This window comes from Paenibacillus sp. FSL W8-0187 (genome assembly GCF_037969755.1).
Lineage (GTDB): Bacteria > Bacillota > Bacilli > Paenibacillales > Paenibacillaceae > Paenibacillus_AQ.
Genome location: NZ_CP150206.1, coordinates 4,084,407 through 4,108,714, shown reverse-complemented (window position 1 = coordinate 4,108,714; position 24,308 = coordinate 4,084,407). Strand labels below are relative to the sequence as shown.

Sequence of the window (24,308 nt, the reverse complement as noted above, 5' to 3'; positions counted from 1 at the left end):
TCATAGCTATTCTTAATATTTGCGCACCTTCATACAATGAATGGGTGCGGCAATCCTATGAAGAACGGCATATATAATGTGGCCGGGAAGGGGGATGGAATGCTTCTTGGAACGATATTACGTATGTGTGGGAAACCGAAAATAGATGGAGGAAGGCTCGGACAGGATTTGAAGCCAAAAGCAGAGATTACAACCGGAATGGAAGCCAGCTCTTTGCTGGTTGTCGGTCATTCGCCTGGACCCCAGTTATGGGTACAGCGGGGGGTAAGAGCATGGCATTGACGGGGAGCGGATTGCTGTTAGTAGCACTGACTGGCTTGATGGGGGCGCCGCATTGTCTGATTATGTGCGGAGGGATTGTTTCGTCTCTGGCCCTTCGAACCAGCAGTTCTCCGCTTGCTTCTGTGTTAGCCTACAACGCTGGCAGAGTGACAACGTACACAGTGATCGGAGGTTTTATGGGGATGGTGGGCTCTTTCCTGGATGTGGCTGGCAGCTTTGTAGGTTTCCAAGGAGCGGCCAGCATCATTGGCGGACTGCTCATTCTGCTGTGGACTTTTCGGCGGTACACATTGCCCATTTATAACGCTCATCTGCCGAGACACTCTTTTTTTCACCTGAAATTGGAACGGCTTGGTCAGCGGTATGAGTTGGTAGCGACATTTTTAACCGGCCTTTTGCTCGGTTTTCTTCCATGCGGCTTGACCTATGCGATGCAGATGAATGCAGCGGCATCCGGTTCTAGTCTGGAAGGCCTCTTGATCATGCTGGTGTTTGGACTTTCGACTTTTCCCATTTTGCTCCTAACGGGGCTGTCTGCCGGCAGTTTAACGAAAAAGTGGCGCAGAGGAATGCGTAAATTCGGCGGATTTCTGGCCTTTTTAATGGGAGTGCTGTCTATTTTAAAAGGACTTAGCGTCAACGGATGGATTCCGGGAATTCACCCATGGTTATGGTAAGCAGAACTAGCGAACTTTGAACAACGTCTTCACCGTGACATATTCATTCTCCCAACGAAGGACCGCTTCCGCCTGCCAAAGTCCTTGCATAACAGGTACGGCCGTTGCACTGTATACACCCGGCTTTGATTCGACAATTACGGCGGGGAACACACCACAAAACATATCTGGCATCTTGAGGTTGAGTTTGATATCGGCGTTAACAACGGGCTTCTCAGGCAGCTCGGTAATGAAAACCTGAAAGGACGTCTCCTTCATGGGTTCTGCAACAGAGTGAACGGTTTGTATTTCCATGCGAAGCTGCCCATCGGTATAAAGATCTTCTACTTTGGTACGATCATGAACTTGCCGGTACAGAATTATAGCCGCGATCATAAAGAGCAACAACAAAGCAATGCCCCATCTTGTCTTCATGATATCCCTTCTTTCGCCTGAAAACATGAGTATTCTCTCATAGGTATGTAAGAAAAGGTCAGAACATGCACATATAGATGAGACTCTAATTCTGGATATGTGCTGGTAACCTAATATGGAGAAGAAATCCATACCGGAACTTAATCCCCTCCGCAACCTTCTAGGGATGTTGGAATTTCCCTGTGACCTGGTTGTGGATTTTTTTGATAGCGGACTCTGTAAGATCGTTTGGGATTTGGATGGAATATTGATGGATGGGAAGGCGGGTCTCCAATCTTAAGAATTGATACGTATCCGGTAGGAAAGTCCGGTTGATTTCTCAATACTTGAGAAAATGATCGAGTTTAATTGTAGATAAGGCAGACTGTTCAACTTTTTTGGCGGAAATAAGAGTGCATAAGGAAATCCCCTTGGAAAAGGGGGTTTTTGATTTCTGATCGAGAAGTCGCCTTGTAGAGAGTAGATTAAAAAGTTGTGCCATAAATGAATGAAACGAGACGTTACTTGACAACGTAATAACGAAAGGGAGTCATGGCACAATCAAAACTGGAATAAACCTCTGCTGCTTTAACTGGAGCTTAGTTGTTTTAGTCAGAGGTTTAACCATAAAATTTCTCAGTTAAGAGGGGAGAAGTACTGTTGGAATCACTTTGGTTGGAGTATGCTTGGGCATTACTAATTCTAATTGGATTGGAAGGTTTACTATCGGCGGATAATGCCCTTGTACTGGCAGTGATCGCGAAGCACTTACCGGAGGACCAGAAGAAGAAAGCTATTAATTATGGGATCATTATGGCTTTTGTTTTTCGCTTCGCTGCTCTGTTTGCAATATCGTTTATTGCGAATGTCTGGCAAATACAGGCGATCGGAGCTGCTTATCTTCTATACCTCGGGTTAAAGCACATCATCAAAGCGCGTTTCGGTAAGGAAAACACGAATATTCGCGAGGACGTAAAGAAAGATGCTGCCGGTAAAGGCTTCTGGCCAACGGTAAGCAAAATTGCTATTGCAGATCTCGCCTTTGCAATTGATTCCATTCTTGCTGCAGTGGCTTTGGCACTGGGTCTCCCAGATTCCCCGCTTCCGGATTTCGGCGGTATGGACGGAGGACAATTCTTGGTTGTCGTGCTTGGCGGAATCGCCGGGCTCGTTCTGATCAAATTTGCTGCCACATGGTTTGTAAAGCTGCTTGCGCAGCGGCCAGCACTGGAGACCACGGCTTATGCCATCGTGGCATGGGTCGGTGTCAAGCTCGCTGTGATTACTTTGGCCCATGAGGATATCGGGGTGTTAAATCATGATTTCCCACATAGCACAGTCTGGACCATTATTTTCTATGGTGTCTTGGTGGCGATAGCTCTTCTCGGTTGGTTTGCGCCTGTGAAAAATAAACAGTCACAGACCGGTCAACTCTAGTTCCGTGCTTTCCTTCATTGCAGGCAGATGGCCTTTCCGTATCGGAGGGCCATTTTGCATCAGATTGAATAGGATTCATTGATAACAAATAAAGACAGACCAAGGGGTTCTTGATATATGTATTATGAAATAAATGGCGAAACGGTTGATTCTGCTGAGGTTTTGGATTATTTACAAAAGAACGATGTGCTCCATGTCTGTAAATATGTGCAAGAGAAAACAGGATGTACAATAGCCGAAGCAAGGAAGTTATACGTAAAAATGCTTCAGAACGAAGGCATTGAAGAAAAACCGAGTACCTTGGAGATTTTAACGTACTTAAGGGCTGAATACGAAGATAAAGACTGATATCATACTGATAATAGTAGTAGCTGGCACAAGTTCGGCTATAACGCGGATGCGATCAGCCGTCTGCTCCTGGGCCAGCGGCCGATGACGGGGATTACTGAGTCCTCGAATGCAAAGGAGGGACATATGTTCTGGAAATGTCGTCCCGTTATCGGATGCCGAACGACCGAGACAAGCCTTTTCACTCGATCGGATTTATAGTATGCTAACCATATTAGGGAGGAGTGGGAATTTATGGTGAAACAACTGATCGTCGGAGACGCTCTGCACGAATTGGCCCATACGCGCCGCATCCTGGAGTGCTTACCCGAGGAGCATATGACGTGGAAACCGCACGTCAAATCCATGACGTTAGGCGGGCTCGCCACGCACCTGATCAACTTGCTGAACTGGCAAGTCGCGATTTTTCTTTACCCGGAATTCGATCTTTCGACCGTGCCGCTTCGGCGGGAAGCTTTGGAAAGACGCGAAGACATGCTGGAGGAATTTGACGCGAACGTTATCAAGCTTGAACAGCTGTTAGCCGAATGCGATGAGAAAGCGCTCGCAGAGGAATGGACCTTGCGGAACGGCGACCATATCATTCTGCGCCAACCGCGGGCAGTCGCGCTTCGCACCTTCGGTTTAAGCCATATGGTTCACCATCGGGCGCAGCTCGGGGTATATTTGCGGCTGCTTGATATTCCGGTGCCGGGCATCTACGGTCCCTCAGCCGATGAGGAAGGCAAGTGAACGAGAAGCGCCGAAAAGTCGCAGGGCACTTGTAAGAGACAAGAACACATACACATACGAAGTCGCGGAAATCGCGGCTTTTTTTGTCAGCGGATATAGACAAAAAAATATATTCTAACTGAGCAGATGATACTCTAATTCCAATCGGCCTTAGAAGCCAAACCTGAAGATAACGGGCAGTTTTATTGAATCAATTATTTAAGGAAACTGGGCGTTTTCGAGTGTAATCATTGTGTTATTCAAAAGAGCAATCTAAAAGAAATCCATGCATTATTAATTTGCTATGATCGAAAATAGGAGTTGTCAACAAGTCAAATTCATATTGGAGGGATGGACATGAACCAAAACAAATGCAACAAACAAAATTGCGACGCAAGTAGGTGAATGCGAGATTGTGATCACCCGCGTATTTGATGCTTCACGTGATCTTGTGTTTGATGTTTGGACGAAAGAGGAACACCTATCGAAGTGGTGGGGGCCACAAGGTTTTACGATGACTATTCAGCAGTTTGATATGAAGCCGGGCGGTACATGGGAGTTTATCATGCTCGGTCCTGATGGCGTTGATTTTTCCAAATACCAACTGACGTTAACGGGAAACGCTGGTTCAAATCAGATAGTGTAAAACCTTCCATTTAATCTGATTGTTGAAGGAGTGTACGTATGAAGACATTAGGGTCGATGAATGTAGATGTTATAACGTTGTTTGTGGAGGATTTGCAAAGGGTGAGAGCGTTCTATCAAGAAGTATTTCGATTTTCCGCCACATATGAAGACGAAGTATCTGCAGTATTTGATTTCGGAAATATGAGCATTAACCTCCTCAATATTTCCGAGGCATACGGTCTGATCCATCCTGGAACAGTTGCAAGCCGAGAATCCGGATCTCGTTTCCAGTTTACCATTAGGGTGGAAGATGTGGATGCAGTATGTAATGAATTAAATAAACAAGGTGTTGCTCTACTTAATGGTCCAGTGGATCGACCATGGGGGGTACGCACTGCTGCCTTCACAGATCCGGCAGGACATGTCTGGGAGATAGCGCAGCAATTGATATAGATTTCAGTCTTCAGGCGGAGGTCAACGATGATGAGGTCCTTATAATAAGGAATGGAAAGGAGAGACATACCCATAATCAAGGCGGATATCTTTTAAAGACAAATTGGAGGTTGAAAAGATTGAATAGGCACGACAAAAGCACCAATGCACCAAGCCTTCTACGCAATCGGTTCCTGCAGACGATTTTATTATCAAGCGTACTCCTGCAGATCGGCATCTGGGTACGTAATTTCGCGATCCTCCTGTATGTTGCGGATAGAACAAATAATGATCCATACGCCATTTCGCTTATCAGCGTAGCAGAATTCGCACCTATTTTTGTTTTTTCGTTCATCGGAGGTACATTTGCTGACCGCTGGAGGCCAAAGCGAACGATGATCTGGTGCGATTTATTATCCGCGGTATCGGTATTCGTAGTGCTTCTTACCATACATTACGGTTCTTGGCAATCCGTCTACCTTGTCGCATTCATCTCGGCTATTCTTTCGCAGTTCTCGCAACCTTCAAGTATGCGGTTATTTAAGTATCATGTGTCTGAAGAACAACTGCAGCAAGGGATGGCTTTATTTCAATCGCTGATGGCCATCTTCATGGTACTTGGCCCTATGCTTGGCACCTTCGTTTACAGCACGTTTGGACTTGAAACATCCATCGCTGTGATGGGCGTGGTCTTTCTGCTTTCCGCACTCGTCCTGATTCGCCTTCCTGAGGATAATATGAAATCTCAAACGGCCGCAGTCAAAGGGCAATTCCGTAAAGATTTCGCGGAAGGCTTCCGCTATGTTTGGCAAAGCCAAGTGCTGCGCATGCTCGGACTCGCGTTCATTCTCGCAGGACTTGCTGTTGGCGTAGCCCAAGCTCTCAACCTGTTTATCGTAACGGAGCGGCTGGGTAGGAGCGAGGAGTTCCTGCAATATCTGCTGATGGTGAATGGCGTAGCCATGCTGATCGGCGGGGGGATCGTTGCCGTCTTCGCGAAGCGGGTTCCGCCGCAGGTTCTTCTTGCAATAGGCATGCTGGCAGGCGCGGTCTGCACAGCCATTGTCGGTTATTCGACGAGCGTTACGGTCACGCTGACCGTTCAATTTCTGAATGGGCTTGTGTTCCCTTGCATTCATATCGGAATCAGCACCATGATCCTGAAATGGTCACATGCTTCCATTGTCGGTCGGGTGAATGGGGTTCTGAATCCGATGTTCGTAGGCATGATGGTCATTTCCATGTCTTTCGCTGGTGCGTTAAAGGATGCCTTTTCGCTGAGTACGATATATGGCGGAGCCGGATTACTATTTCTCTTTGGCGCACTGGTCATGGTGCCGATTATGAACCAAAAAGCGCCGGATAACGTACTTACTGCACAAGAGATATAATCTCGCGATATTTATAAGGTTTAATGCAAAAGAGCCGGCTATGAAAAATGAGTCGGTTCTTCTTCATTTTGTGGTGATTAACTTCCAGCACAAGCAGTCCATGAAGCTACGGTCAGTATGGCGTGACTTGCAATCTATCCATCGGACTAAAATGATTCCTGTCTGAACCTTCTTGTTATTTCCTTCGCCTATAGTGTAGAAACAACAATGCATCATCTTGATCCAAATTGATAAAGGAGCCCGGATATGTGTTTTGTTTCATCAGATAAAGGAGGAAATAATCATGAAAAAAACAACCATTGTATATCTAAGTGCAGCGTTATTAATCGGAGGAACTTTGTCGTCGCACGCCGTTCATGCGGCTTCCCAAGCGGAAGCAGGGCAAAGCGTAGTAAGCTCCGGATTCAAGCTGAATCCGGCTATTATAAAGGAATACGGGGGAGCCGTATTTGAACTGGAATCTTTAACAGCTACTCCGAAATTCATGGAATATGTCATTTCACGGAATGTCCCTGAAAATATGGATCCGGAAATGGACCGCAATATTATGCTTATGAACTATGTCGTCATGGACAGCAACGGATGGATTTACGACCGTATTCAGGCGGAAGACAAAATGCGCGAAAAGCCGGACGGCACGTTTGACCGTTATTATAAAGAGAAACTGGGGGCATTAAAGAGCAAACCGAAGGAACTTATCATCAAGCCCTATGTAGGAGGCAATTATGATGATAAAAGTACAAAGTTAGCGGAAAAATCCACCGTAACGGCGAAGCTATCGGATACCTATCCGGTTAAGCTGGATCAGGGCAAGATCGGAACCATGACCGTAACGGGTGTGAAATTCGAAAAGAACCGGACCGTGCTAACGTTGTCGATCGAAGGGGAGACGGCATCCATTCAAAACGTTGGAACTTGGCTCGTGGAAAATGGAAAGGCCCTGGATTTAACTCGTAAGGAATTGATCGGCTTAAAAGACGGTGTCTACCGCTACGAACTTGAATTCCCGGCGGTTGATCGAAATGCGGCCCTTCAGGTGATGACTAAGCGAATGACGCCTGTTACGTTTTTGAAAGAGTTGGAGATGAGGATTAAGCTCCAGTAAAAGCCAACCATATGCAGGAAGTAGAAACGGCCATCAGTGCCGTTTCTGTTTTTTTTTGCACAAATAATGAACCGAACCTCCATTCTGTTCGCCTTTATTGTATAGTACTTTTGGGAGTTGACAGGATGGAAAGCGAAGAACGATTGTTTGAGTTGTGCCGGAAAGGCAATAAAGATGCTTTTTTTAAGCTGGTGGAACCTCTGCTGAGCCGAGTATACAGTACGTCCGCGGCTATTTTGCGCTCCACTCATTTGGCTGAGGATGCGGTACAGAACACGCTGATCGAAGCTTATCAAGCCATTATCAAAGGGAAAAAAATAAGGAATTTCAAATCCTGGTTCAATCATTTGGCGGCCTGCCGTGCATTGGATCTGGTCAGACAAAGGTCACGGCACGCTAATGTTTCGGGAAATATCGACGAGCTGGAGCTTCCGGACGAGCATGAATCACCGCTCGAAGCCGTACTGAAAAAAGAGAGGGGATCCGAACTGCTGGAATGCGTCATGTCACTGGACATCCACCATCGGTCCGTCATTGCGCTGTATTATTACCAGGAGCTGTCCATCGATGAGATTGCCGACGTTCTGGGCATCAAGGCCGGGACGGTTAAATCGCGGCTTCATGCCGCCAGACTAAAGCTGAGCCAAACGGCATCCCGACTAAAAATGGAGCAGGTGATCGAATGTTAAACCAGGATGAACGGCAGCTGAAGAAAAATATACAGCAATCGTTAGATGAAATTCCGCTTCCTGATTCTTTAATTCAATTTGCCAAGGAGGTACCGCTTTGTTATCAGCAGCCGGAGGAGGACATGGTGGTGACGAAGCCCCGGCAGCGAAGCGGCAGAAGAAGGTATACAATAGCTGCAGCCTGCATGGTATTGGCCTTATCTCTGGGTTTCACCGTGCAGAAGTCTCCGGCTCTTGCCGCTATGGTCAAAGGGATTCCCGGCTTCTCCATCGTTTCGGATTGGCTGGACACGCTGCGCGGTCATGATGGCGTTGAGAACGCCCAATCCCATGGCTACAGTCCGTTTGAACCTGTCGTGAAACAGTTTGATGGGGTGACAGTCAGCATCAGCGATGTATATTTGACGAGCGATAGGCTGTCATATAAAGTGTTCATTAAATCCGACCGTTTGAAACAACATGTCTTTAAAAGACAGGACGGCAGTTTAGATCTTAACAGGGAAGCACCGGTCTATTCCGTAAATATTCCTGAAATTGCTGATGGAGGCAGTAGCGCTAGCGTTGTGATCGAATCGAGCGGTGATGCAAAGGAGCCAATACTGGTCATCAGCCGGATTGGTGAAGTAAATCCAGAGGATGTCAACATGTTTTTAAACCAAAACCCTAAAGAATTGCAATTTGAAATCGGTATTCGACCCTACGTTGATGAAGACGGTAAACAAACAACAGATACACTCAAGATGAGTGTTCCTTTTCATCATACGGACTGGTTGGAGGATCGGATCATACCGATTCATCAGACCGTCAAGGTGGCGGGGGACCCGGATTTGCGGGAAATGACGCTGGAGCATATAAAAATTACACCGACCAATACCTATCTCGATATCAAAATCGCGGATGAAGCGGATTACTATCTGTTATTCGGCCATTCTGGAGCCGCCCCATTTGTAACGGATGATAAGGGGAAGAAGTACCAATTGCATACGGACACCCCGCAGAACATGGTGGATGTTCCCGGTGGGAAACGGATGAACGGCAACAAGCTTATGTTTACAGGCTCCCCTTACTTCGATGAGTCGGTGAATTCTCTTACGCTGCACTTGGATCAAGTGCTACTGACAGAAAAGAGCCCGGGCGGATCGTTTACCCTTTCGCTAGACGAAACGTATCCAAAGAAAGTCCGCTTTAAAGATCAGGAGTTAACAATAATCGGGGCGAGTTACAAGAACGACTATTTGCGATTGAAAATTAAAAAGGAAAGTAACGATCATAACAAGCGTTTGGGTATTTTGTTTGCAATGTACCCTGAAGCCAAAGGGAGTTTAAATCCCGAATTGCAGGAGCGTTTCGATAAAGGCATCGGGATAGATTCAGGGGAAGCACGAGTGAGAAGCGAACAGGACGATTACTATGAAGTACGAGTTTTCGCTCCCAAACTGGAAACCTATGAAATTGTAATGTACCGGGAAGCTGCCCCGGTCCGGATAAACCAAGACATTACAATTCCTATCCGTTCACTACGATGACCGTGAAGAAACACTACTTGATTTCTTTTCCAGAATGAATATGAGGTGGTTGCATGGATAACAAATTATATGATCGCATCAAGGGCGGCCTGTACGGAGTGGCTGTAGGCGACGCTCTTGGTGGAACGACGGAGTTTATGAGCGAACGGGAGATTAAGGAGAAGCACGGTTATTTGACGGAGATTATCGGTGGCGGGGTGTGGCAGCTGAAACCGGGGGAAGTGACCGATGATACGTGATGACGCTTTGCGTGGCAGATGGGATACTCGAAAACCCTGATGAGCCGCTGGAGGCGATCGGGCGTTTCTTTATGGAATGGTACCAATCACGGCCCAAAGACATAGGGAATATCATCCGTCATGTTTTTCAAAAATACGAGGGAGACTGGTTTGAAGCGGCCTTTGTTGCGCACATGGATATAGGGCAAAGCGCCGGGAATGGTTCCCTCATGCGCTGCCTGCCGGTGGCTCTTGCCTATAAGGACCTGGTGGATATTGACCGAGTGACAATTTTGCAGTCACGGATGACGCATTATGATCCAAGGTGCGCCGAAGTCTGCGTTTTGTACAACCGAATGGCGCAACGCCTTCTACAGGGCGAAAATTTAAGAGCAGCCATCATGGCCGAGGTGGTGGGAAGCGAATACGAAGGCATCATTGAAGCACAGCCGGATTGCCCGGCAAGCGGTTTTGTGGTGCATACCTTCCGGTGGGTACTACATATTTTGCTCCAAACATCAGATTTTGCAGGCGTCGTACAGAAGGCGGCAAATCTAGGGGAAGATTCCGATACGATCGGCGCCATCGCGGGTGGGTTGGCAGGTATCTACTACGGATATGAGGGCATTCCTGCCCGATATGCGGAAGCGATCCTCATCCAAGAGAGACTCGATCGGATAATTTCGCAGCTGTATGCACTGAAAACTTCATAGAGTTGTTTGTCACCCTGCAGAAATTGAACAGGATTTGCCGGATGTCTGATATCATTCCCTGCTATTCTAAGGATGAAGGGAGGTCGTTGGATGAATGTGCTCGAAAAATTAAATGAAGCATTAGACTACATCGATCAGAATCTCGAGAATGAGATTGATGAACAAGAGATAGCTAAACGTGCTTACTGTTCGGTTTTTCATTTCAAAAGAATGTTCTCATACCTGGCAGGTATTCCTCTTCAAGAATATATTCGCCGCAGACGTCTTACGCTCGCAGCATTTGATTTGCAGGACAGAACAGTCAAAGTGATCGATATTGCCATTAAGTACGGTTACAATTCTCCAGACGCATTTACTCGCGCTTTTCAAGGATTACATGGAATTACACCAACAGAGGCAAGAAATACCAGCCATTCACTACAAGCTTTTCCTCCAATGACCTTTCGATTATCAATAGGAGGTAGTGAGCCCATGAGGTTTAGAATTGAGCAAAAGGACGCATTTCAAGTGGTTGGGATAAGTAATAGAGTTACACCAGTAGATTCTGGAGAACATCCTGGTGTGGCACAGGTCTGGGGATCAACAGACAAGGAAACGTACAACTTATTGAAAGCACTTAACAATTTAGAACCATATGGAATTTTGCATGTGAATGTTGGAGATGCAATACGACTGAAGCAAGATTTTGATTATTACATGGGAGTTGCTTCAACAGAACCCTGTCCAGAATACTTCTCTAAATTATCTGTACCAGCTATGACATGGGTCGTATTTGAAGTTATGGTCCCGTGGGGGAAGGAGAAATGGCACCGTATTTATGGAGAATGGTTTCCTTCCTCAGGGTATGAGCAAGTTGAAGGGCCAGTGATACAAGTAGGTCCTGATATCGAAGTAGGTATAGGAAAACAGGTGTTTACAGAAGAAAAAAAAGTCGAGTTATGGGTTCCTGTAATTAAAGTAGTCCGGTAGAAAAACACTCCATTACGTGTGTTTTTTCTTGTTAATTGAAACCTGTATCTAATGACAGCTGTCTCGTAAATCATCCTCTGTATGAAATGGGATGCTTCAACCATAATAAGACAGATTGTTTTATTCCAAACATACAGAGGAGCAGATGAATGTGAAAAACAAAGGATTGGTGGCATTACTGTTAACCTTGGCGCTAGTTTTTACCATGACGCCAGTAGTACCTGTGCAAGCGAAGGCTGCTAAGGAGAAGGATTGCCTAAGTCCCAAAATGGTGCAGCTAAAAACCGATATGCAGAAAGTTTGGATCGACCACACAATATGGACAAGAAGCTATATTGTCAGCGCCGTATCCAATCGACCTGATCAGAAGGACGTATTGGACCGGCTATTGCGGAACCAGCAGGACATGGGCAATGTGATCAAGCCATATTATGGAGAAGCCGCAGGCAATAAGCTGGCTGATCTTCTAAGAGAGCATATTCTGATCGCAGTGAAAATTGTAGACGCTGCCAAAGCGGGCAATCAGGCAGATGTGACAAGTTAGAGGCAGATTGGCATAGAAACGCCGACGATATCGCCAAATTTTTAAGCGCAGCGAATCCGAACTGGCAGTTTAAAACGCTGCAAGATATGCTGTATACGCACCTTCAGTTGGTTACGGAAATCGTCGTTAGCTGTATCAAAGGAGATTGGAAAGCGGATATTGCAGCAACTGACAAAAACGAGATCCATATGATTCATTTAGCGGATATTCTGACGGAAGGCATTGTCAAACAATTTCCTGAAAAATTTTGATGCGCGCTTAAGAAGCAGATATCGTTGGAACAATCATTGAACTCAGACTCAAAACAGCACCTTGTTTTCCATAGGTGCTGTTTTGTTTACGCATTGATTCAAATAAGAAAATAGTGTATTTTAAAGGAATGATAAACCTCTATTACCAGATAAGTGTAATTTAAAAAACGAAGCAAGTCAGGTCTTGAGTGATACTGGCCTCTAATTTGGGAAAGGGGGCTTTAGAATGTTCCTACTCAGTATCATTTTGTATGCGATCGTCGTTTCGTCCGGGTACTTATGGATCAAAAAAAAGCTGAAGGTATCCTACGATTCAGATGGGCTGCTGTATAAGCATATTAATCGATTTCATCTAATTGGGGAGTCCATCATTGTAGTTGTTTTTCTAATCGGCCTTTTCTACATGAGGTTTGTTATGGAATGGAGATTATCGGCTTATCAGGACGTTATTCTTGTAATAGCTATTCTGCATGCATTCCGATCCGTTGTTGAAAGACGCCTCAATAAGGATTCCAAACAATACCTCCTCAGTGCTTATACAAGTGTTAGCGGCTTTCTCTTTTTCCTTGGTGTCGAGCTATTTGTGTGACAACACAAGAACACGGAAATTCTATAGGAAACTTTTTTATCTAAACAAACCATTAAGAGCCGTTTAAGCTTTCCATCGTCACCCGAAAGGGTTGCTTTCTCTGACTTGGGCAGAGCCCCGTTGCACCTTCGAAATGGACAGAGCTTGTAAAATGAGAGAGAGGTTGCCCGAGGTCACATTTTGTGACTTGAAGGACAACCTCTTTCTTGATAATGATGTTAATTTCCATGGTTGCTAATAAACCCACTCGCTGAATCATGAGATGTATTTAAATAGGCTGCTTTGTTGGACGAATAACCATTTCGCTTATGGATACGCTATTTGGTGTTCCTACTACATAAGCAACCGCATCTGCAATATCTTCGGATTTCATGCTGAGCTCAGGGTTTGCAGAATTTTGTTGCACCCACTTTCGATTCTCTTCATGATGAATGGACGTATATAGTTCTGTATCAACTGCCCCAGGAGAAATAACGATGGATTGAATATTGTTTTCTCTTTCTCCTTGACGCAGTCCCTCCATAATTGCTCTTACAGCAAATTTCGTACCACAATAAACAGACGAATCTGGATAAACAACATGACCAGCAACCGAAGATGTTGTAATAATTTTTCCGGAATGCTGCTTTTGCATGATTGGTAAAACGGCTGAGATTCCATTCAAAACGCCCATAATATTTACGTCCAACATGGCTTTCCACTCTTGTTTTCTGCTCTCAGCGAGCGGAGCTGTGGGCATAATACCAGCGTTGTTAAAGTTAGCATCAATTCGTCCATATTTCACAATGGACAAATCCGCCATTTGTTTGATGCGAACGTAACGATTGGCGACGAACTGCTCCAGCAAATGTTGGCCAACGAAGACTGCGGCTGAAAGCCGCGCAGCCTTTGAATCGTTACGGATGCAAGGTAGCGAAGCATTGCAGTTCATTACGAAGGAGACGGCCACCTTTGAAAAAGGAGCGATGGTCATTCCATTATATCTCGCCAAGGGTGTTGAGTTTGATGCGGTTCTGATTTATGAGGCATCATCTCGAGCTTACAGCCGGGAAAACGATCGCAAACTTCTATATACAGCATGTACACGTGCCATGCACCGACTTCACGTATACACAACGGGCGACTGGTCGCCGTTCGTGCAGGCATTGCCTGTTGATTTGTATGAGCAAGCAGCATATTGACGGATCGATGAGGACACCTTTTGCGATAAGCTGCTGCCCATAATTTAGCCAAACTTCGGGAACAGATCCATTTATTCATCGACCTTGTTTATCCATACACAGCTCGATGAGCAGACAACAGGGATCATGCTAGCTCCTTTGCAAACAAAGTTGTCGACTCGCACGTATGTAAACTTGTAAACAGCCTAGGCCGTTAGTCGGCCAAGGCTGTTTTTTACTGCTTGTTAGTCTGAACCGTACATCACATTATAAGGGCAGAGAACTTTCTTTGCAGGCTCCGCTCTGCGAGGCTTTTCGCTAGACATGATACAGCTCATCGTCTTAGCCGATGTTAAACGCTGACGGTAGGTTCAACTATAGTTATTCTACTATGGACTGAATCGAGATTAACGGTTGCGCCAATCGGCAAAGCGGCTTTATAAAAACCATGACCTGTAGCAAGGTTCGTTATAAGCGGCTTACCGAGAGGTACAACAAATTCGTTGATTACATCTTCATAGGATTTGCCATAAGCCGCCTGGCAGCCTGAGCATTCTCCCATAATAATGCCGATGCAGTCACGAAATTTTCCGGCAAGCTTCAAATCATTCAAGTACCTGTAGACGGTATTGGTGGGTTCATGTGTTTCTTCAAGAACGAGAATCTTCCCCCGTGTATCGATTTCGAAAGGCGTGCCTAACGTATCGACAAACGATGTCAGATTACCACCTACAAGCTGCCCCGTAACGTTGCCGGGAACACGGCTTATCAGCGGCATCCCCTGTGGATTCAAGATGGACCGGGTTAATGAATATACGGATGTCGCAGAAAAAAACTGATCGAAATTATAAGCGGGCGTTTCGGGTTTGAAGTCAATAAGCAGCAGACTATGGAATGTTATTAGATCCACGTATTGATGCAGTACATTTAAGAGTACCGTGATGTCGCTGTAACCCGTAACGATTTTTGGATGATTTCGTATCTCATTATAATCAAGGTACGGAAGTATTCCGGCCACTCCTGTACCGCCTCTGGTGGGTAGTATCATTTTCACCTGCTCATCTCGAAACATCATCATTAAATCGGAGGCGCGCTGCTCGTCTGTGCCGGCAAGAAATCCATTCTGCGCATATACATATTGACCCAATACAACGTTAAGCCCCATTGCTCTCAAATATTCGATTCGTGCATTAATGATGTTTGCAGCGAGTGGGCTACCCAAGGTAACGATTCCAACGGTATCGCCGCTCTGCAAGATAGGCGGACGTATCGGCATATCCATTTCTTCCTTCCCTGAAAATAGAAGAAGCCATCGCGATCATGTCTTTAGAATATATTGACTAAATTTGCAGTGCAGTACTAAAAAAAGATTTTGAATGAACGTATTCTGTGTTGAGATAGAAGAAGTGGGGCAGACTTTGCTTGCTCGTTTCTCTTGCTATATCGCCGAAGGATCAGAAAAGTGCTGCCTTCTATGAAGACTTCGAATGTTGGATAGATGTCTCGATGTAGGCTCTCAAAGTTTTGATAAACGTACGCATGGCGTATCCGACATACCTGTCGCTACGGTAGATCAGACAAATGTCCTGAGAAGGCGTAGGGTTCCTCAGGTGCACAACCTTGATGTCGGGATTGTGAAGATTCTCCAATAGAAGTCGCGGCAGAACACAAGCGCCAACTCCGCCCTGAACCATCTGCAGGAGGGAAGATAACGTTGTTGTCACCATGTGCGGCTGTAGAGTAAACCCGTTGTCCATGCAAAATCGGTCGATCAGCTTCCGGCATTGGTGGTCGGCTGGAAACATGACCATCTTTAAGGCTTGCAACCTCTTCAAGGGGATGAAGTTCTCCGTGGCAATGGGATCATTCATACTTACTGCTAATGAGAACTCTTCATGAAACAGAGGAATTGACGTGAGACGATCATCGATAACAGGTCCAATGGTTACTCCGACATCGATGCTTCGGTCCAGAACTTGTTCTGTTACTTTTGTGGTTTCCAAAAGGGACAGGGAGATGGTGGGATAGGTTTGATGGAAGTTCAGTAGCAAGGCATTAAACATGAGATCCGCGTCACCGGGCAAGACCCCGATGGAAAGAGATCCGCCTTGCATTTGCTTCAGATCAGCAATGGCGTCGTCCGCTTGCTGCAGATGCCTGAACACGGCAGCACCATGTTCACGAAGAATTGCTCCAGCGTCTGTAAGAACAATAGTTTTACCCACACGATCGAACAACAGAACCCCTAATTCTTCTTCCAATCTTCTTATCTGCTGACTGATATTGGGTGCGCTGACACCCATTTTTTCGGCTGCTCTCGTGAAATGAAGCTCTTCACATATGGCCATGAAATATTGCAGTTGTTTTAACTCTATCGATCTCACCTGCTTTCTATTGTATCGCTGTATCATGTTCACTGATTATTGTTGCTCCATCTTGTTTTTCTGTCAACGAATAATCGTTAACTGATACTTAACGTTCCGGTAACGCCCACTGCATTGATGGAAGGTTCCATGAGATCTAAACTGGGAATAGCAAAAGGTTCTCATAACAAAGGAGGAAATTAACATGTCTGACATGGTTATCAACACGGCAACAACCGTACGTCAAGTGGTGCTGCAGCAGGTGCAGGCGATCCCTGAGGAACTGTTCGACATTCAAGGGCTAGGATTCAACAATACAATCCGTTGGAATGTCGGCCATGTGATTTATTGGATGGATAAGTATTCTACGCTAAGCTTCGGCTCTCCGGCTGCTATACCGGGTTCGTACGAAACGCTGTTTAACTCTGGAACAAAGCCCTTGGAATGGACGTTTACTCCTCCATCGAAGGAAGAGTTGGTCGCGTTGTTAACCGCGCAGCTTTCTCGCTTATCTGAGTTGACACCTGAAATGCTGGGGGAGAAGCTTTCGAATCCGTATGCTTTGGGCCCGTTCCAATTCAACACCGCCGGCGAGTTGTTCAACTTCGCTCTGATTCACGAAGCCATTCACCTTGGAACGATATCGAGCCAGCTAAAGGTTGTGTCGCACTAACCAATGTTACGCAAGATTCCTTTTACATGGCGTCTCACCAATCAAAACGACTCAATGAAAACTCAATATTTAGAGAGTACAATAAACCATTAATAAGGAGGATTTGTTCATGGATAAATCTCTAGACTCAGTCCAATCCCGGACTTGTGAAGTGTTTGATGCTTTTAAGCAGGCTTTGGAAACAGGGGACACAGCCGATTTTCTTACAACGGTTACGGAAGATTTCCATTTCTTCGTTCCGCTTCCGTTAGAGGGATGGAACCACGAACAGCAAGGCAAAGAGCGGTTCGAGGAGTTGATCAGGTTCGAGCGCTCCGTATTTAAGATGCAACTGACTCCGCTCATCGAGCTTGAGAGTGAGGACAACGGGGTGGTGGTATTTCGCTCGGAAGGTTTGTTGAATGGGCGGCCTTTTCGTAATGAGCTTGCAATCGTCTTCGAGTTCGAGGGAGAGCGGATTCGCTCCTTCCGGGAATACGTAGGTATGCCGTTAAAAAACTACGAGACCCCATAATCGATATAAACACTGCCGTGTATATTGGGAAGCCGGTTCCATTCGGATCAAGGCTTCCCCATACAAGTTCTAGCCTACTTAGCCTTCAGATTAATTTGAAATACATCTCCCGCCTTACCACCAAAAACGATCATCCCGCTTTCAGGCAGTACAACCGAGTGATTGTTGCTTGCCTTTGAAAAGTTCACAACATTTCCCTTTCCGTCATAAACGGCAAATCCTCCACTTGAAGGAGCCACCACAGTCATGGCTCGATTGGCTGATTTTTCATCAATCTTATACCAAACAGCCTGACCATTGAATGGTATGCTGCTGATCGAGGAGTTCCCTGCATATATGGGTTGAATCGCATCTTCACTGATATAGGATTGACTATTGACCATTACATACTCCGTACGGTTCAATGTATAGAACTTCAAATCAAATGCATCCCTTCCATACATGATAGGAATTTCAACTGCGTTTACGGCTTGATTCTCATCCACAATATTAGTGCCGTTTGCGTACCCATGTTCCACATCAACGGATATTTTCTTATTTAAGACCTGTGGTGCTAGATAAAATCCAGAAGTTATCTTTTCATCCAATGCATAATAACTCTTTCCGTTTCTATGCTCCCATACCTTTTTAGTTGTATCATTTAGAGGATTGGGATCCAGCTTTTGATATTCATACATTACCGTAACGGTTTGGCCTAAACCTGGTAGATTCGTATATGCGTTAACCTTTAAATACGTTTTTCCATTCTTTTGTAGATCAAAGCTTATGGCTACATTTCCTTCCTTGTTTTTAAATTGTCCATTCCCCGTGTATACATATGTTTGTGATGGTATCTCTCCGCCTTGTAGAGCAGGTAAATCAATTTCTCCGTTCTTGACTTCAAGATTTATTGTTCTGTCCACGGAACCGTATAATCCAGAATAAGAGAGATATTCCGATGGCATATCCACTTTTATGGAAGGATCAAATATTTTATCGGGCAGGATATCTTGAATGATGCCTTTATCCTTTAAATATTCTAATAAAACGTTGGATGCAAATGCACTATTGAAAACTGAACTCCCTCCAGATGAAAGCACAGCCATAGAAATATCATGTTCGGGTAGGGCAGTTAAAGCTGCGTGATACATAACGGTATCCCCGCCTTTGGATAATGCTGTTATTCCGTAATCACTAAAAGGTGCTAAACGAACGGCATCCCAACCAAGACCGTAATTCACGGTGTTCGTCTCTTCAGAAACCCAGATTCCATTTCGATACTCATGATTTTGCATGGCCTTTGCAGACTTCTCAGATAAAATATCCGTTCGATTCCCGATTAATACTTCAGCAAACTTACTTACTTCCTCTGCCGTGGAGTAGAGGCCTCCTGTCCCAAGGATATTGGCACTCTCAACGGGTAAAGCCCGATGGATCCCAGGGAAATAAGTTTTTGCCAACCGTACTCTATCAAAGGAATCGAGTGGTGTTTTAGTAGAGTCTAAATTCAGCGGGGAGCTAATATATTGTTCAATGAATTCGGTATAACTCAAACCGCTCACTCGTTCAACCAATAATTCAAGGAGTTGAAACCCATCATTACAATATACTGAATATTCGCCTGGGTCTGACTTTAAAACTTCTGATTGTAATTTGACCAATAATTCATCATGATTTTTCGTATCATTATCATCAAAAAATATACTATTCGCATAGTGACTACCGTAAAGACCTGAAGAATGATTCATTAACATCCGTGGCGTAATCTTTTTATATCGTTCATCAGCCATTTTAAATTCCTTGATATACGTGATCAGTGGTTTATCAATATCAATTTTATTTGAATCAGCTAACACCATCGTTGCAGTAGATACATACATTTTACTGACCGAGCCTATTCCAAACATGGTATCTTTGGTTACCGGTTCCTTGGTAGCTCTATCATACACACCAGCGCTATCAGATAACACAATGGATCCATGATCCATGATGGCATACTGCAAGCCACTAACATCATAATTGGACACGATCTCCGAAGCCAACGCTTGAGCCTTTTGCTTGACCGTATCTTCATTCATTTGAGCAAAAGCAGGGGTGGCCGGTAATGCAAAAAGCATAGCGGCGATTAACACAGAAGCTATCTTCTTCATTAATAATTCCTCCTAAAATAAAAGCGGTATTTACTACCTCACGTTAGCTTAATAGATGGGAGTAAAAATGAAGTAAAGCCAAAGTAAAAAGGAAGCAGGACACAAGATTCGTAAGAGATATGGGTTAGATATCGATGTATAAATTAGCGGGGGGAGGGGAAATTCAGTTGTAAAATGTAAGGGCATGTTGTTGGTCGATAACGAACAAGGCATGTACTATAATCGAGGCAGAGCGCATCCGTAACAGTTGTGAAGAGTTAGTCGCCTTATTCATAACCGGAGTGTATGTATGCGTGATAAGAATATATTATACTTATGTGGCGGCTTCGAATACAATGAACGTATAGCCAAGAGCGAGATCATGACCGGAGCCAGCGATCCGTCCGAACGCCTCAGAGCGCTCGACCTGGGTCGGTGTTCACGCGTGAATCGAACCTAATACAAGTTCATCGGAGGGGATACGATGGGAAAACAGTTTCCGGCCATGCTCCCCGAGCATATGGCCTTTATCCGAAAGCAGCACCTGTTTTTTGTCGGCACGGCTCCCATGTCGCGGGATGGGCACGTCAACCTGTCGCCGAAGGGATACGACACGTTCCGGATTTTGTCCGATCGTAAGGTCGCATATTTGGATTTGACCGGGAGCGGCAATGAGACCAGTGCCCATCTCGAAGAGAACGGTCGTATCACAATGATGTTCTGCGCATTCCAGGGACCTCCGAATATTCTGCGCCTGTACGGAACCGGAACGGTAATTCTTCCGGAACACACCGAGTGGGAGTTGTTATACGGAATGTTCGAGCCGATGCCTGGAGTCCGGCAGATCATTACAGTCGATATACATAAAGTCCAGACGTCCTGCGGTTATGCGGTACCATTCATGTCGTACGAAAAGGAGAGAGAAACACTCCAACGGTGGGCGGAGCACAAAGGTGAAGAAGGCTTGAACAGTTACTGGCAAGAAAAGAATTTGAGCAGCCTCGACCAATTGCCGACATCTCTAGCGAAACGAACAAGGACATAAAGGGGGTAGCTTATGACAAACGGTGAAAGGAATTCCAAGATTGATCCCTATTTTAACAAGCTTAAGAAGTGGAAGGAAGAATTCAATCTGCTGAGAGAAATCGTTCTTGACTGCGGACTGACCGAGGATTTTAAGTGGATGCATCCTTGTTACACGTTAGATAACAAAAACATTGTTTTGATTCATGGCTTTAAGGATTACTGTGCGCTTCTGTTTCACAAAGGCGCGTTGTTAAAAGATCCCCATGGAATCCTAATCCAGCAAACGGCGAATGTTCAGGCAGCGCGTCAGATTCGGTTCACCAATGTTCAAGAGATCGATGAAATGCAACTTATCCTGAAAACATATATTGTTGAAGCCATCGAAGTTGAGAAAGCCGGTTTGCAAGTGAGCTTTAAAAAGAATACGGAATATATCATACCGGAAGAATTAGAAAGTAAATTCGTTGAAATTCAAGGCTTAAAAACGGCTTTTGAAGCATTAACGCCGGGACGGCAAAGAGCCTACATTTTGCATTTTTCTGCACCCAAGCAATCCAAAACGCGAGAGTCCAGGGTTGAAAAATATATCCCGCATATCTTGAATGGAAAGGGATTAAATGATTGATCGACAACACACGAGCAACAGCCTGGAGTATTTGACTCAGTTCTGCCCCACATACAAAGGTGCTGCCTGTTATATAGTAAATTAATACATATTCATCTAAAGGGTCCGCACAGATAATAAATCCCACTGATCAAATTAAGAATCAGTGGGATTTTGTATGTTGGAAGGGAATTCAACTCTTTTTACACAACAAATCCATCTAACTTTGCGAGAGTGAGGATATACGAGTAGCAATGAACAACGTGGGTACTTCCTTGAAAAATCCGGGCTTCCATCTGTTTATGGTGTTTCCGGCGCGTCAATGATATGAATCTCCGGCTGCCAATTCATAGCGAAATCACTCATGCCGTTAATCATGATTTTGAACTTTCCACCTGGAAGCTGGGTGGCCAGCTTGGAAATGCCCATAGGGGTAAGCTGGAGCGTGACGGCGCGTTTATCCAGTGTGATTTCTAAATTGAAGTCTTCTCCGTCCACTAACGGGAAGATATCGATGGAATTTTGGCTGAAATCGCCGTTACCGGAATAATCCACTTGTGCTCTTAGTTGAATGGTCTGAGGATAAGAGTATACCGGTTCACTGGATTGGAATAAGAAGAGTCCTTGAGCGCTGTCGTAAGTAACTTCTGTAACCGTTGGAGGCTCGGAATCAAATCGGATGGGCAATTCGACTTTGTCGATTTCTGCATCCTTCTCGAAAACTTTAAAGATCAGGGAGACCGGGCGGTCTTGATCGACATTCGGAACAGGTGCTACATGGATGCCATGATCACGGGCGGTTAACTGGATGAGCGATGGATCCGAAGTCTCGATCTCGATATGTCCTATCGTTTGGCCTTCTGATTGAATCTCGTACCTATTAGTGACAGAGTCATAACGAATGTCCAATTCTATGAAAGCATCGCCTCTCGTTACCTCGATAAGGTTTCTAATATTCCTTATATCATATCGATCTTCGTCTAGCGAGGAGTCCGTAATTTGGGCTGACATGCCATTCACGCGCAACATGTTGCTATTTAATACAAACGATGCATTTTCCTCGGCAAGAGAGACCCTTAGGGACTCTATTCGGCTGTTTTTGAAGGCTTTCATTTGTTGGATCAGATCGTTATAACCGATTGCCAAACTTGCAGCAGGCGAATTCGGGTTGTCTGTGATGGAGTAGGCGTTCAAGATCGCCTGGTTTAATTGCTCAAACGCGAACGACGGGTAAGTGCCGGCTGTGTTCCCTGGAATTGAGGTGTCGCGCAGCGCCTCGGCTTCGGTGATCAGCGCTTCAAACAATTCCCTTACGTTGTCCGGCAAATACTGAACCATGATCGGCCCGAATGCAGGTGAGATCGTTCCTGTTGCACTGCGGATCGCGGTGGCGGCTGAAGACGGATCATATACGACCTCCACCGGCCTTGCCATCGGCAGTGATTCCGCTAGGGCAACAACAACGGTTCGGCCCGTAATGTTAATATGTTCAACCTCTTTCGGTAATTGTACCTCACCATCCTTGGTATATACCGATAATTCATGGGCAGTTGGAACGAAGAGGGGGTTAAGGGTCTCATTGTATGTGATGACGAGCGTCCGTGCATCGGAAAAATGCAAGGCCGGCTGTTCCAACTGCAGCGCTGAAAGCGTAATTTTGCCGGTTGGCGCGGACACATTGCCTGCAGCGTCGACCGCATACGCTTTGTAGTCGCCCGCTGACAGATTCGCCGTTGCAATGAGTGTTTCCGCTTGAGCCGCTGCAACGACGGATTTACTGGCAAGCTTTTCGGCGACAGAGGTTTCAAGCTGCGCTTTCGTGTTGGTGTTTAGGGAATAGGGGACTAAGTAAACGAAACCGGTTTCATTGCTAGTGACCGCCACGTTCTCCCCTATGAGAACGGAGGAGGCAGACAAAAGCCTTACAATCGGAGCAGCGCTATCTGGCGAGCTTGGGTTGCCCGGATTCGGATAGCTTGGCACGGTTGATCCGCCGCTGCTGCCTCCGGTAGACGGCGTTGGATTCTGCGTCGGCTTCTCAGCAGGAGGAGGTGTTACCTCGTCGGGTTTGGGCGTCTGGACTGGCTGTTCTGACGGGGTATCTAGCTGCTCTTTCACTTTCAGGAATCGATTGGCGACTAAGGCGACCGATTGCCTGTCCGCTTGACCGACTGGGTTGAACTCCTTTCCATTCATGCCGTTCATAAGCCCAAGCTCAATGGCGGCTGCAACGGCATCCTTGGCATAGTAGGAGATGCTCGCCGCATCGGAGAGTTTCAGCTGGCTGCCCATGCCCTCAACCTCAACGCCCAATGCTCGAACAAACAACACCGCCATGTCTTGTCGAGTTAGGTTCTGTCCCATGCCAAACTCCCCATTGCCCTGGCCTTTGATTAAGCCGGCTTTAACCGCAGCCTCTACGAATGAGTAGGAGTAGTGGTCCTGCGGGACGTCGCTGAACGTTGAATCCGCCGGCTTCGGCGACACATCAAGGTTTAATGCCTTCGCCAAGATAATGGCAAAGTCCTGGCGCTCGATTTTGCCGGTCGGATCGAACTTGCCGTTGCCCTTTCCATTGATAATGCCCTGTTCCACTAATTCCAGAATCGCATCCTTGGCATAGGATTGATTGATATCGCTCAGCGAAATGGAATTCGCGTGGACGGGATACGCGCATGCGCTCAGCAGCGCGGCTGTGGTCATTGCTTTGACGATGAGTTTGCGTTTCAGATAAAATCCCCCTCATGAAATGGCAGAATCAATGCCGGATTATGGAATCCTTAACGGATTCGTGATCTTATCATATATGCCGAGGTTCACGGCTTGCAATCAATTTTTTAGGAAATAGGTCTATACTTGCACTGGGTCAATGGACACAAGAATGAAAAGTCTTCCCGTTCTTATTAAATAAGACATTAGATGACATAATGATGGGATACACTGAGTGGTAAATCCCGA

At 45.7% G+C, this 24,308-nt stretch carries 24 protein-coding genes and 3 pseudogenes; 21 read left to right on the top strand and 6 right to left on the bottom strand.

Going from position 1 to position 24,308, the window contains the following annotated elements; translation table 11 throughout:
• Positions 1–57 precede the first annotated feature (57 nt).
• Together MKY48_RS18300 and MKY48_RS18295 are read left to right on the top strand one after the other, a co-directional pair.
• Positions 58–282 (top strand): hypothetical protein, encoded by a 225-nt coding sequence (locus tag MKY48_RS18300; protein ID WP_339290254.1) that lies wholly within the window; start codon positions 58–60, stop codon positions 280–282.
• Positions 273–959 carry a sulfite exporter TauE/SafE family protein gene (locus MKY48_RS18295; protein ID WP_339265252.1) on the top strand — a complete coding sequence of 229 codons (687 nt, stop codon included), beginning with the start codon at positions 273–275 and terminating at the stop codon, positions 957–959. Before MKY48_RS18300 ends, MKY48_RS18295 begins: the two co-directional genes overlap by 10 nt.
• Positions 960–965: 6 nt before the next feature.
• On the opposite strand, the gene MKY48_RS18290 is transcribed toward MKY48_RS18295, so the two are convergent.
• A complete protein-coding gene (locus MKY48_RS18290) occupies positions 966–1,373 on the bottom strand; it encodes a FixH family protein (RefSeq protein WP_339290253.1) in 408 nt (135 codons plus the stop codon).
• Between the two features lie 639 nt (positions 1,374–2,012).
• On the opposite strand from MKY48_RS18290, the gene MKY48_RS18285 reads away from it, so the two are divergent.
• From MKY48_RS18285 to MKY48_RS18225, 13 genes and pseudogenes are all read left to right on the top strand, one after another.
• Positions 2,013–2,789 carry a TerC family protein gene (locus MKY48_RS18285; protein ID WP_339290251.1) on the top strand — a complete coding sequence of 259 codons (777 nt, stop codon included), beginning with the start codon at positions 2,013–2,015 and terminating at the stop codon, positions 2,787–2,789.
• A gap of 117 nt (positions 2,790–2,906) precedes the next feature.
• Positions 2,907–3,137 carry a hypothetical protein gene (locus MKY48_RS18280; protein ID WP_339290249.1) on the top strand — a complete coding sequence of 77 codons (231 nt, stop codon included), beginning with the start codon at positions 2,907–2,909 and terminating at the stop codon, positions 3,135–3,137.
• Positions 3,138–3,371: 234 nt separating this feature from the next.
• Positions 3,372–3,869, top strand: a complete 498-nt coding sequence (locus MKY48_RS18275; RefSeq protein ID WP_339290247.1) for a DinB family protein — start codon at positions 3,372–3,374, stop codon at positions 3,867–3,869.
• A 394-nt stretch (positions 3,870–4,263) separates the two neighbouring features.
• Positions 4,264–4,494: an SRPBCC domain-containing protein gene (locus tag MKY48_RS18270; RefSeq protein WP_256720445.1), complete on the top strand. Its 231-nt coding sequence runs from the start codon at positions 4,264–4,266 to the stop codon at positions 4,492–4,494.
• A gap of 38 nt (positions 4,495–4,532) precedes the next feature.
• Complete coding sequence (locus MKY48_RS18265; protein WP_339290244.1) at positions 4,533–4,928, top strand: VOC family protein; 396 nt, start codon at positions 4,533–4,535, stop codon at positions 4,926–4,928.
• Between the two features lie 119 nt (positions 4,929–5,047).
• Positions 5,048–6,298: an MFS transporter gene (locus tag MKY48_RS18260; protein ID WP_339290243.1), complete on the top strand. Its 1,251-nt coding sequence runs from the start codon at positions 5,048–5,050 to the stop codon at positions 6,296–6,298.
• 283 nt (positions 6,299–6,581) lie between these two features.
• Positions 6,582–7,403, top strand: coding sequence for a DUF5643 domain-containing protein (locus tag MKY48_RS18255; protein WP_339290241.1), 822 nt, complete (start codon positions 6,582–6,584; stop codon positions 7,401–7,403).
• Between the two features lie 125 nt (positions 7,404–7,528).
• Positions 7,529–8,092, top strand: a complete 564-nt coding sequence (locus tag MKY48_RS18250; protein ID WP_076321556.1) for a sigma-70 family RNA polymerase sigma factor — start codon at positions 7,529–7,531, stop codon at positions 8,090–8,092.
• Complete coding sequence (locus MKY48_RS18245; protein ID WP_339290239.1) at positions 8,086–9,618, top strand: DUF4179 domain-containing protein; 1,533 nt, start codon at positions 8,086–8,088, stop codon at positions 9,616–9,618. The genes MKY48_RS18250 and MKY48_RS18245 overlap by 7 nt, the downstream gene beginning before the upstream one ends.
• 53 nt (positions 9,619–9,671) lie before the next feature.
• Positions 9,672–10,549: pseudogene (locus MKY48_RS18240) on the top strand (ADP-ribosylglycohydrolase family protein).
• 90 nt (positions 10,550–10,639) lie between these two features.
• Positions 10,640–11,518, top strand: coding sequence for an AraC family transcriptional regulator (locus MKY48_RS18235; RefSeq protein ID WP_339290237.1), 879 nt, complete (start codon positions 10,640–10,642; stop codon positions 11,516–11,518).
• 151 nt (positions 11,519–11,669) lie between these two features.
• Positions 11,670–12,313: pseudogene (locus tag MKY48_RS18230) on the top strand (glycosyltransferase).
• A gap of 226 nt (positions 12,314–12,539) precedes the next feature.
• A complete protein-coding gene (locus MKY48_RS18225) occupies positions 12,540–12,902 on the top strand; it encodes a DUF4181 domain-containing protein (RefSeq protein WP_339290235.1) in 363 nt (120 codons plus the stop codon).
• 268 nt (positions 12,903–13,170) lie between these two features.
• Here the strand turns inward: MKY48_RS18225 and MKY48_RS18220 are convergent, their stop codons facing one another.
• Positions 13,171–13,833: an SDR family oxidoreductase gene (locus MKY48_RS18220; RefSeq protein ID WP_339290233.1), complete on the bottom strand. Its 663-nt coding sequence runs from the start codon at positions 13,831–13,833 to the stop codon at positions 13,171–13,173.
• Between MKY48_RS18220 and MKY48_RS18215 the strand changes: the two are divergent.
• A pseudogene (locus MKY48_RS18215) lies at positions 13,760–14,083 on the top strand (ATP-binding domain-containing protein); the annotation flags it as partial. The gene MKY48_RS18220 and the pseudogene MKY48_RS18215 overlap by 74 nt on opposite strands.
• Before the next feature lie 331 nt (positions 14,084–14,414).
• On the opposite strand, the gene MKY48_RS18210 reads toward MKY48_RS18215, so the two are convergent.
• Together MKY48_RS18210 and MKY48_RS18205 are read right to left on the bottom strand one after the other, a co-directional pair.
• Positions 14,415–15,338 (bottom strand): LD-carboxypeptidase, encoded by a 924-nt coding sequence (locus tag MKY48_RS18210; protein ID WP_339290232.1) that lies wholly within the window; start codon positions 15,336–15,338, stop codon positions 14,415–14,417.
• 196 nt (positions 15,339–15,534) lie between these two features.
• Positions 15,535–16,437 (bottom strand): LysR substrate-binding domain-containing protein, encoded by a 903-nt coding sequence (locus MKY48_RS18205; protein WP_339293525.1) that lies wholly within the window; start codon positions 16,435–16,437, stop codon positions 15,535–15,537.
• Between the two features lie 193 nt (positions 16,438–16,630).
• On the opposite strand from MKY48_RS18205, the gene MKY48_RS18200 reads away from it, so the two are divergent.
• Both MKY48_RS18200 and MKY48_RS18195 read left to right on the top strand, forming a co-directional pair.
• A complete protein-coding gene (locus tag MKY48_RS18200; protein ID WP_339290230.1) occupies positions 16,631–17,098 on the top strand; it encodes a DinB family protein in 468 nt (155 codons plus the stop codon).
• 109 nt (positions 17,099–17,207) lie between these two features.
• The gene (locus tag MKY48_RS18195) at positions 17,208–17,612 is read left to right on the top strand and encodes a nuclear transport factor 2 family protein (RefSeq protein ID WP_339290228.1); all 405 of its coding nucleotides are present in this window, start codon (positions 17,208–17,210) and stop codon (positions 17,610–17,612) included.
• 74 nt (positions 17,613–17,686) lie between these two features.
• On the opposite strand, the gene MKY48_RS18190 is transcribed toward MKY48_RS18195, so the two are convergent.
• On the bottom strand, positions 17,687–19,741 hold the full coding sequence (locus MKY48_RS18190) for a serine hydrolase domain-containing protein (protein ID WP_339290226.1): 2,055 nt from the start codon (positions 19,739–19,741) through the stop codon (positions 17,687–17,689).
• Between the two features lie 289 nt (positions 19,742–20,030).
• Between MKY48_RS18190 and MKY48_RS18185 the strand changes: the two genes are divergently transcribed.
• Genes MKY48_RS18185 through MKY48_RS18175 form a run of 3 tightly spaced genes read left to right on the top strand, consistent with a single transcriptional unit; the run spans position 20,031 to position 21,371 of the window.
• Positions 20,031–20,180 carry a hypothetical protein gene (locus MKY48_RS18185; protein ID WP_339290224.1) on the top strand — a complete coding sequence of 50 codons (150 nt, stop codon included), beginning with the start codon at positions 20,031–20,033 and terminating at the stop codon, positions 20,178–20,180.
• A gap of 24 nt (positions 20,181–20,204) precedes the next feature.
• The gene (locus MKY48_RS18180; RefSeq protein WP_215157030.1) at positions 20,205–20,765 is read left to right on the top strand and encodes a pyridoxamine 5'-phosphate oxidase family protein; all 561 of its coding nucleotides are present in this window, start codon (positions 20,205–20,207) and stop codon (positions 20,763–20,765) included.
• Between the two features lie 12 nt (positions 20,766–20,777).
• On the top strand, positions 20,778–21,371 hold the full coding sequence (locus tag MKY48_RS18175; RefSeq protein WP_339265212.1) for a YdeI family protein: 594 nt from the start codon (positions 20,778–20,780) through the stop codon (positions 21,369–21,371).
• A gap of 279 nt (positions 21,372–21,650) precedes the next feature.
• Here MKY48_RS18175 and MKY48_RS18170 read toward each other — a convergent pair whose 3' ends face one another.
• Positions 21,651–24,053, bottom strand: coding sequence for an S-layer homology domain-containing protein (locus MKY48_RS18170; protein WP_339265210.1), 2,403 nt, complete (start codon positions 24,051–24,053; stop codon positions 21,651–21,653).
• Positions 24,054–24,308: the final 255 nt, after the last annotated feature.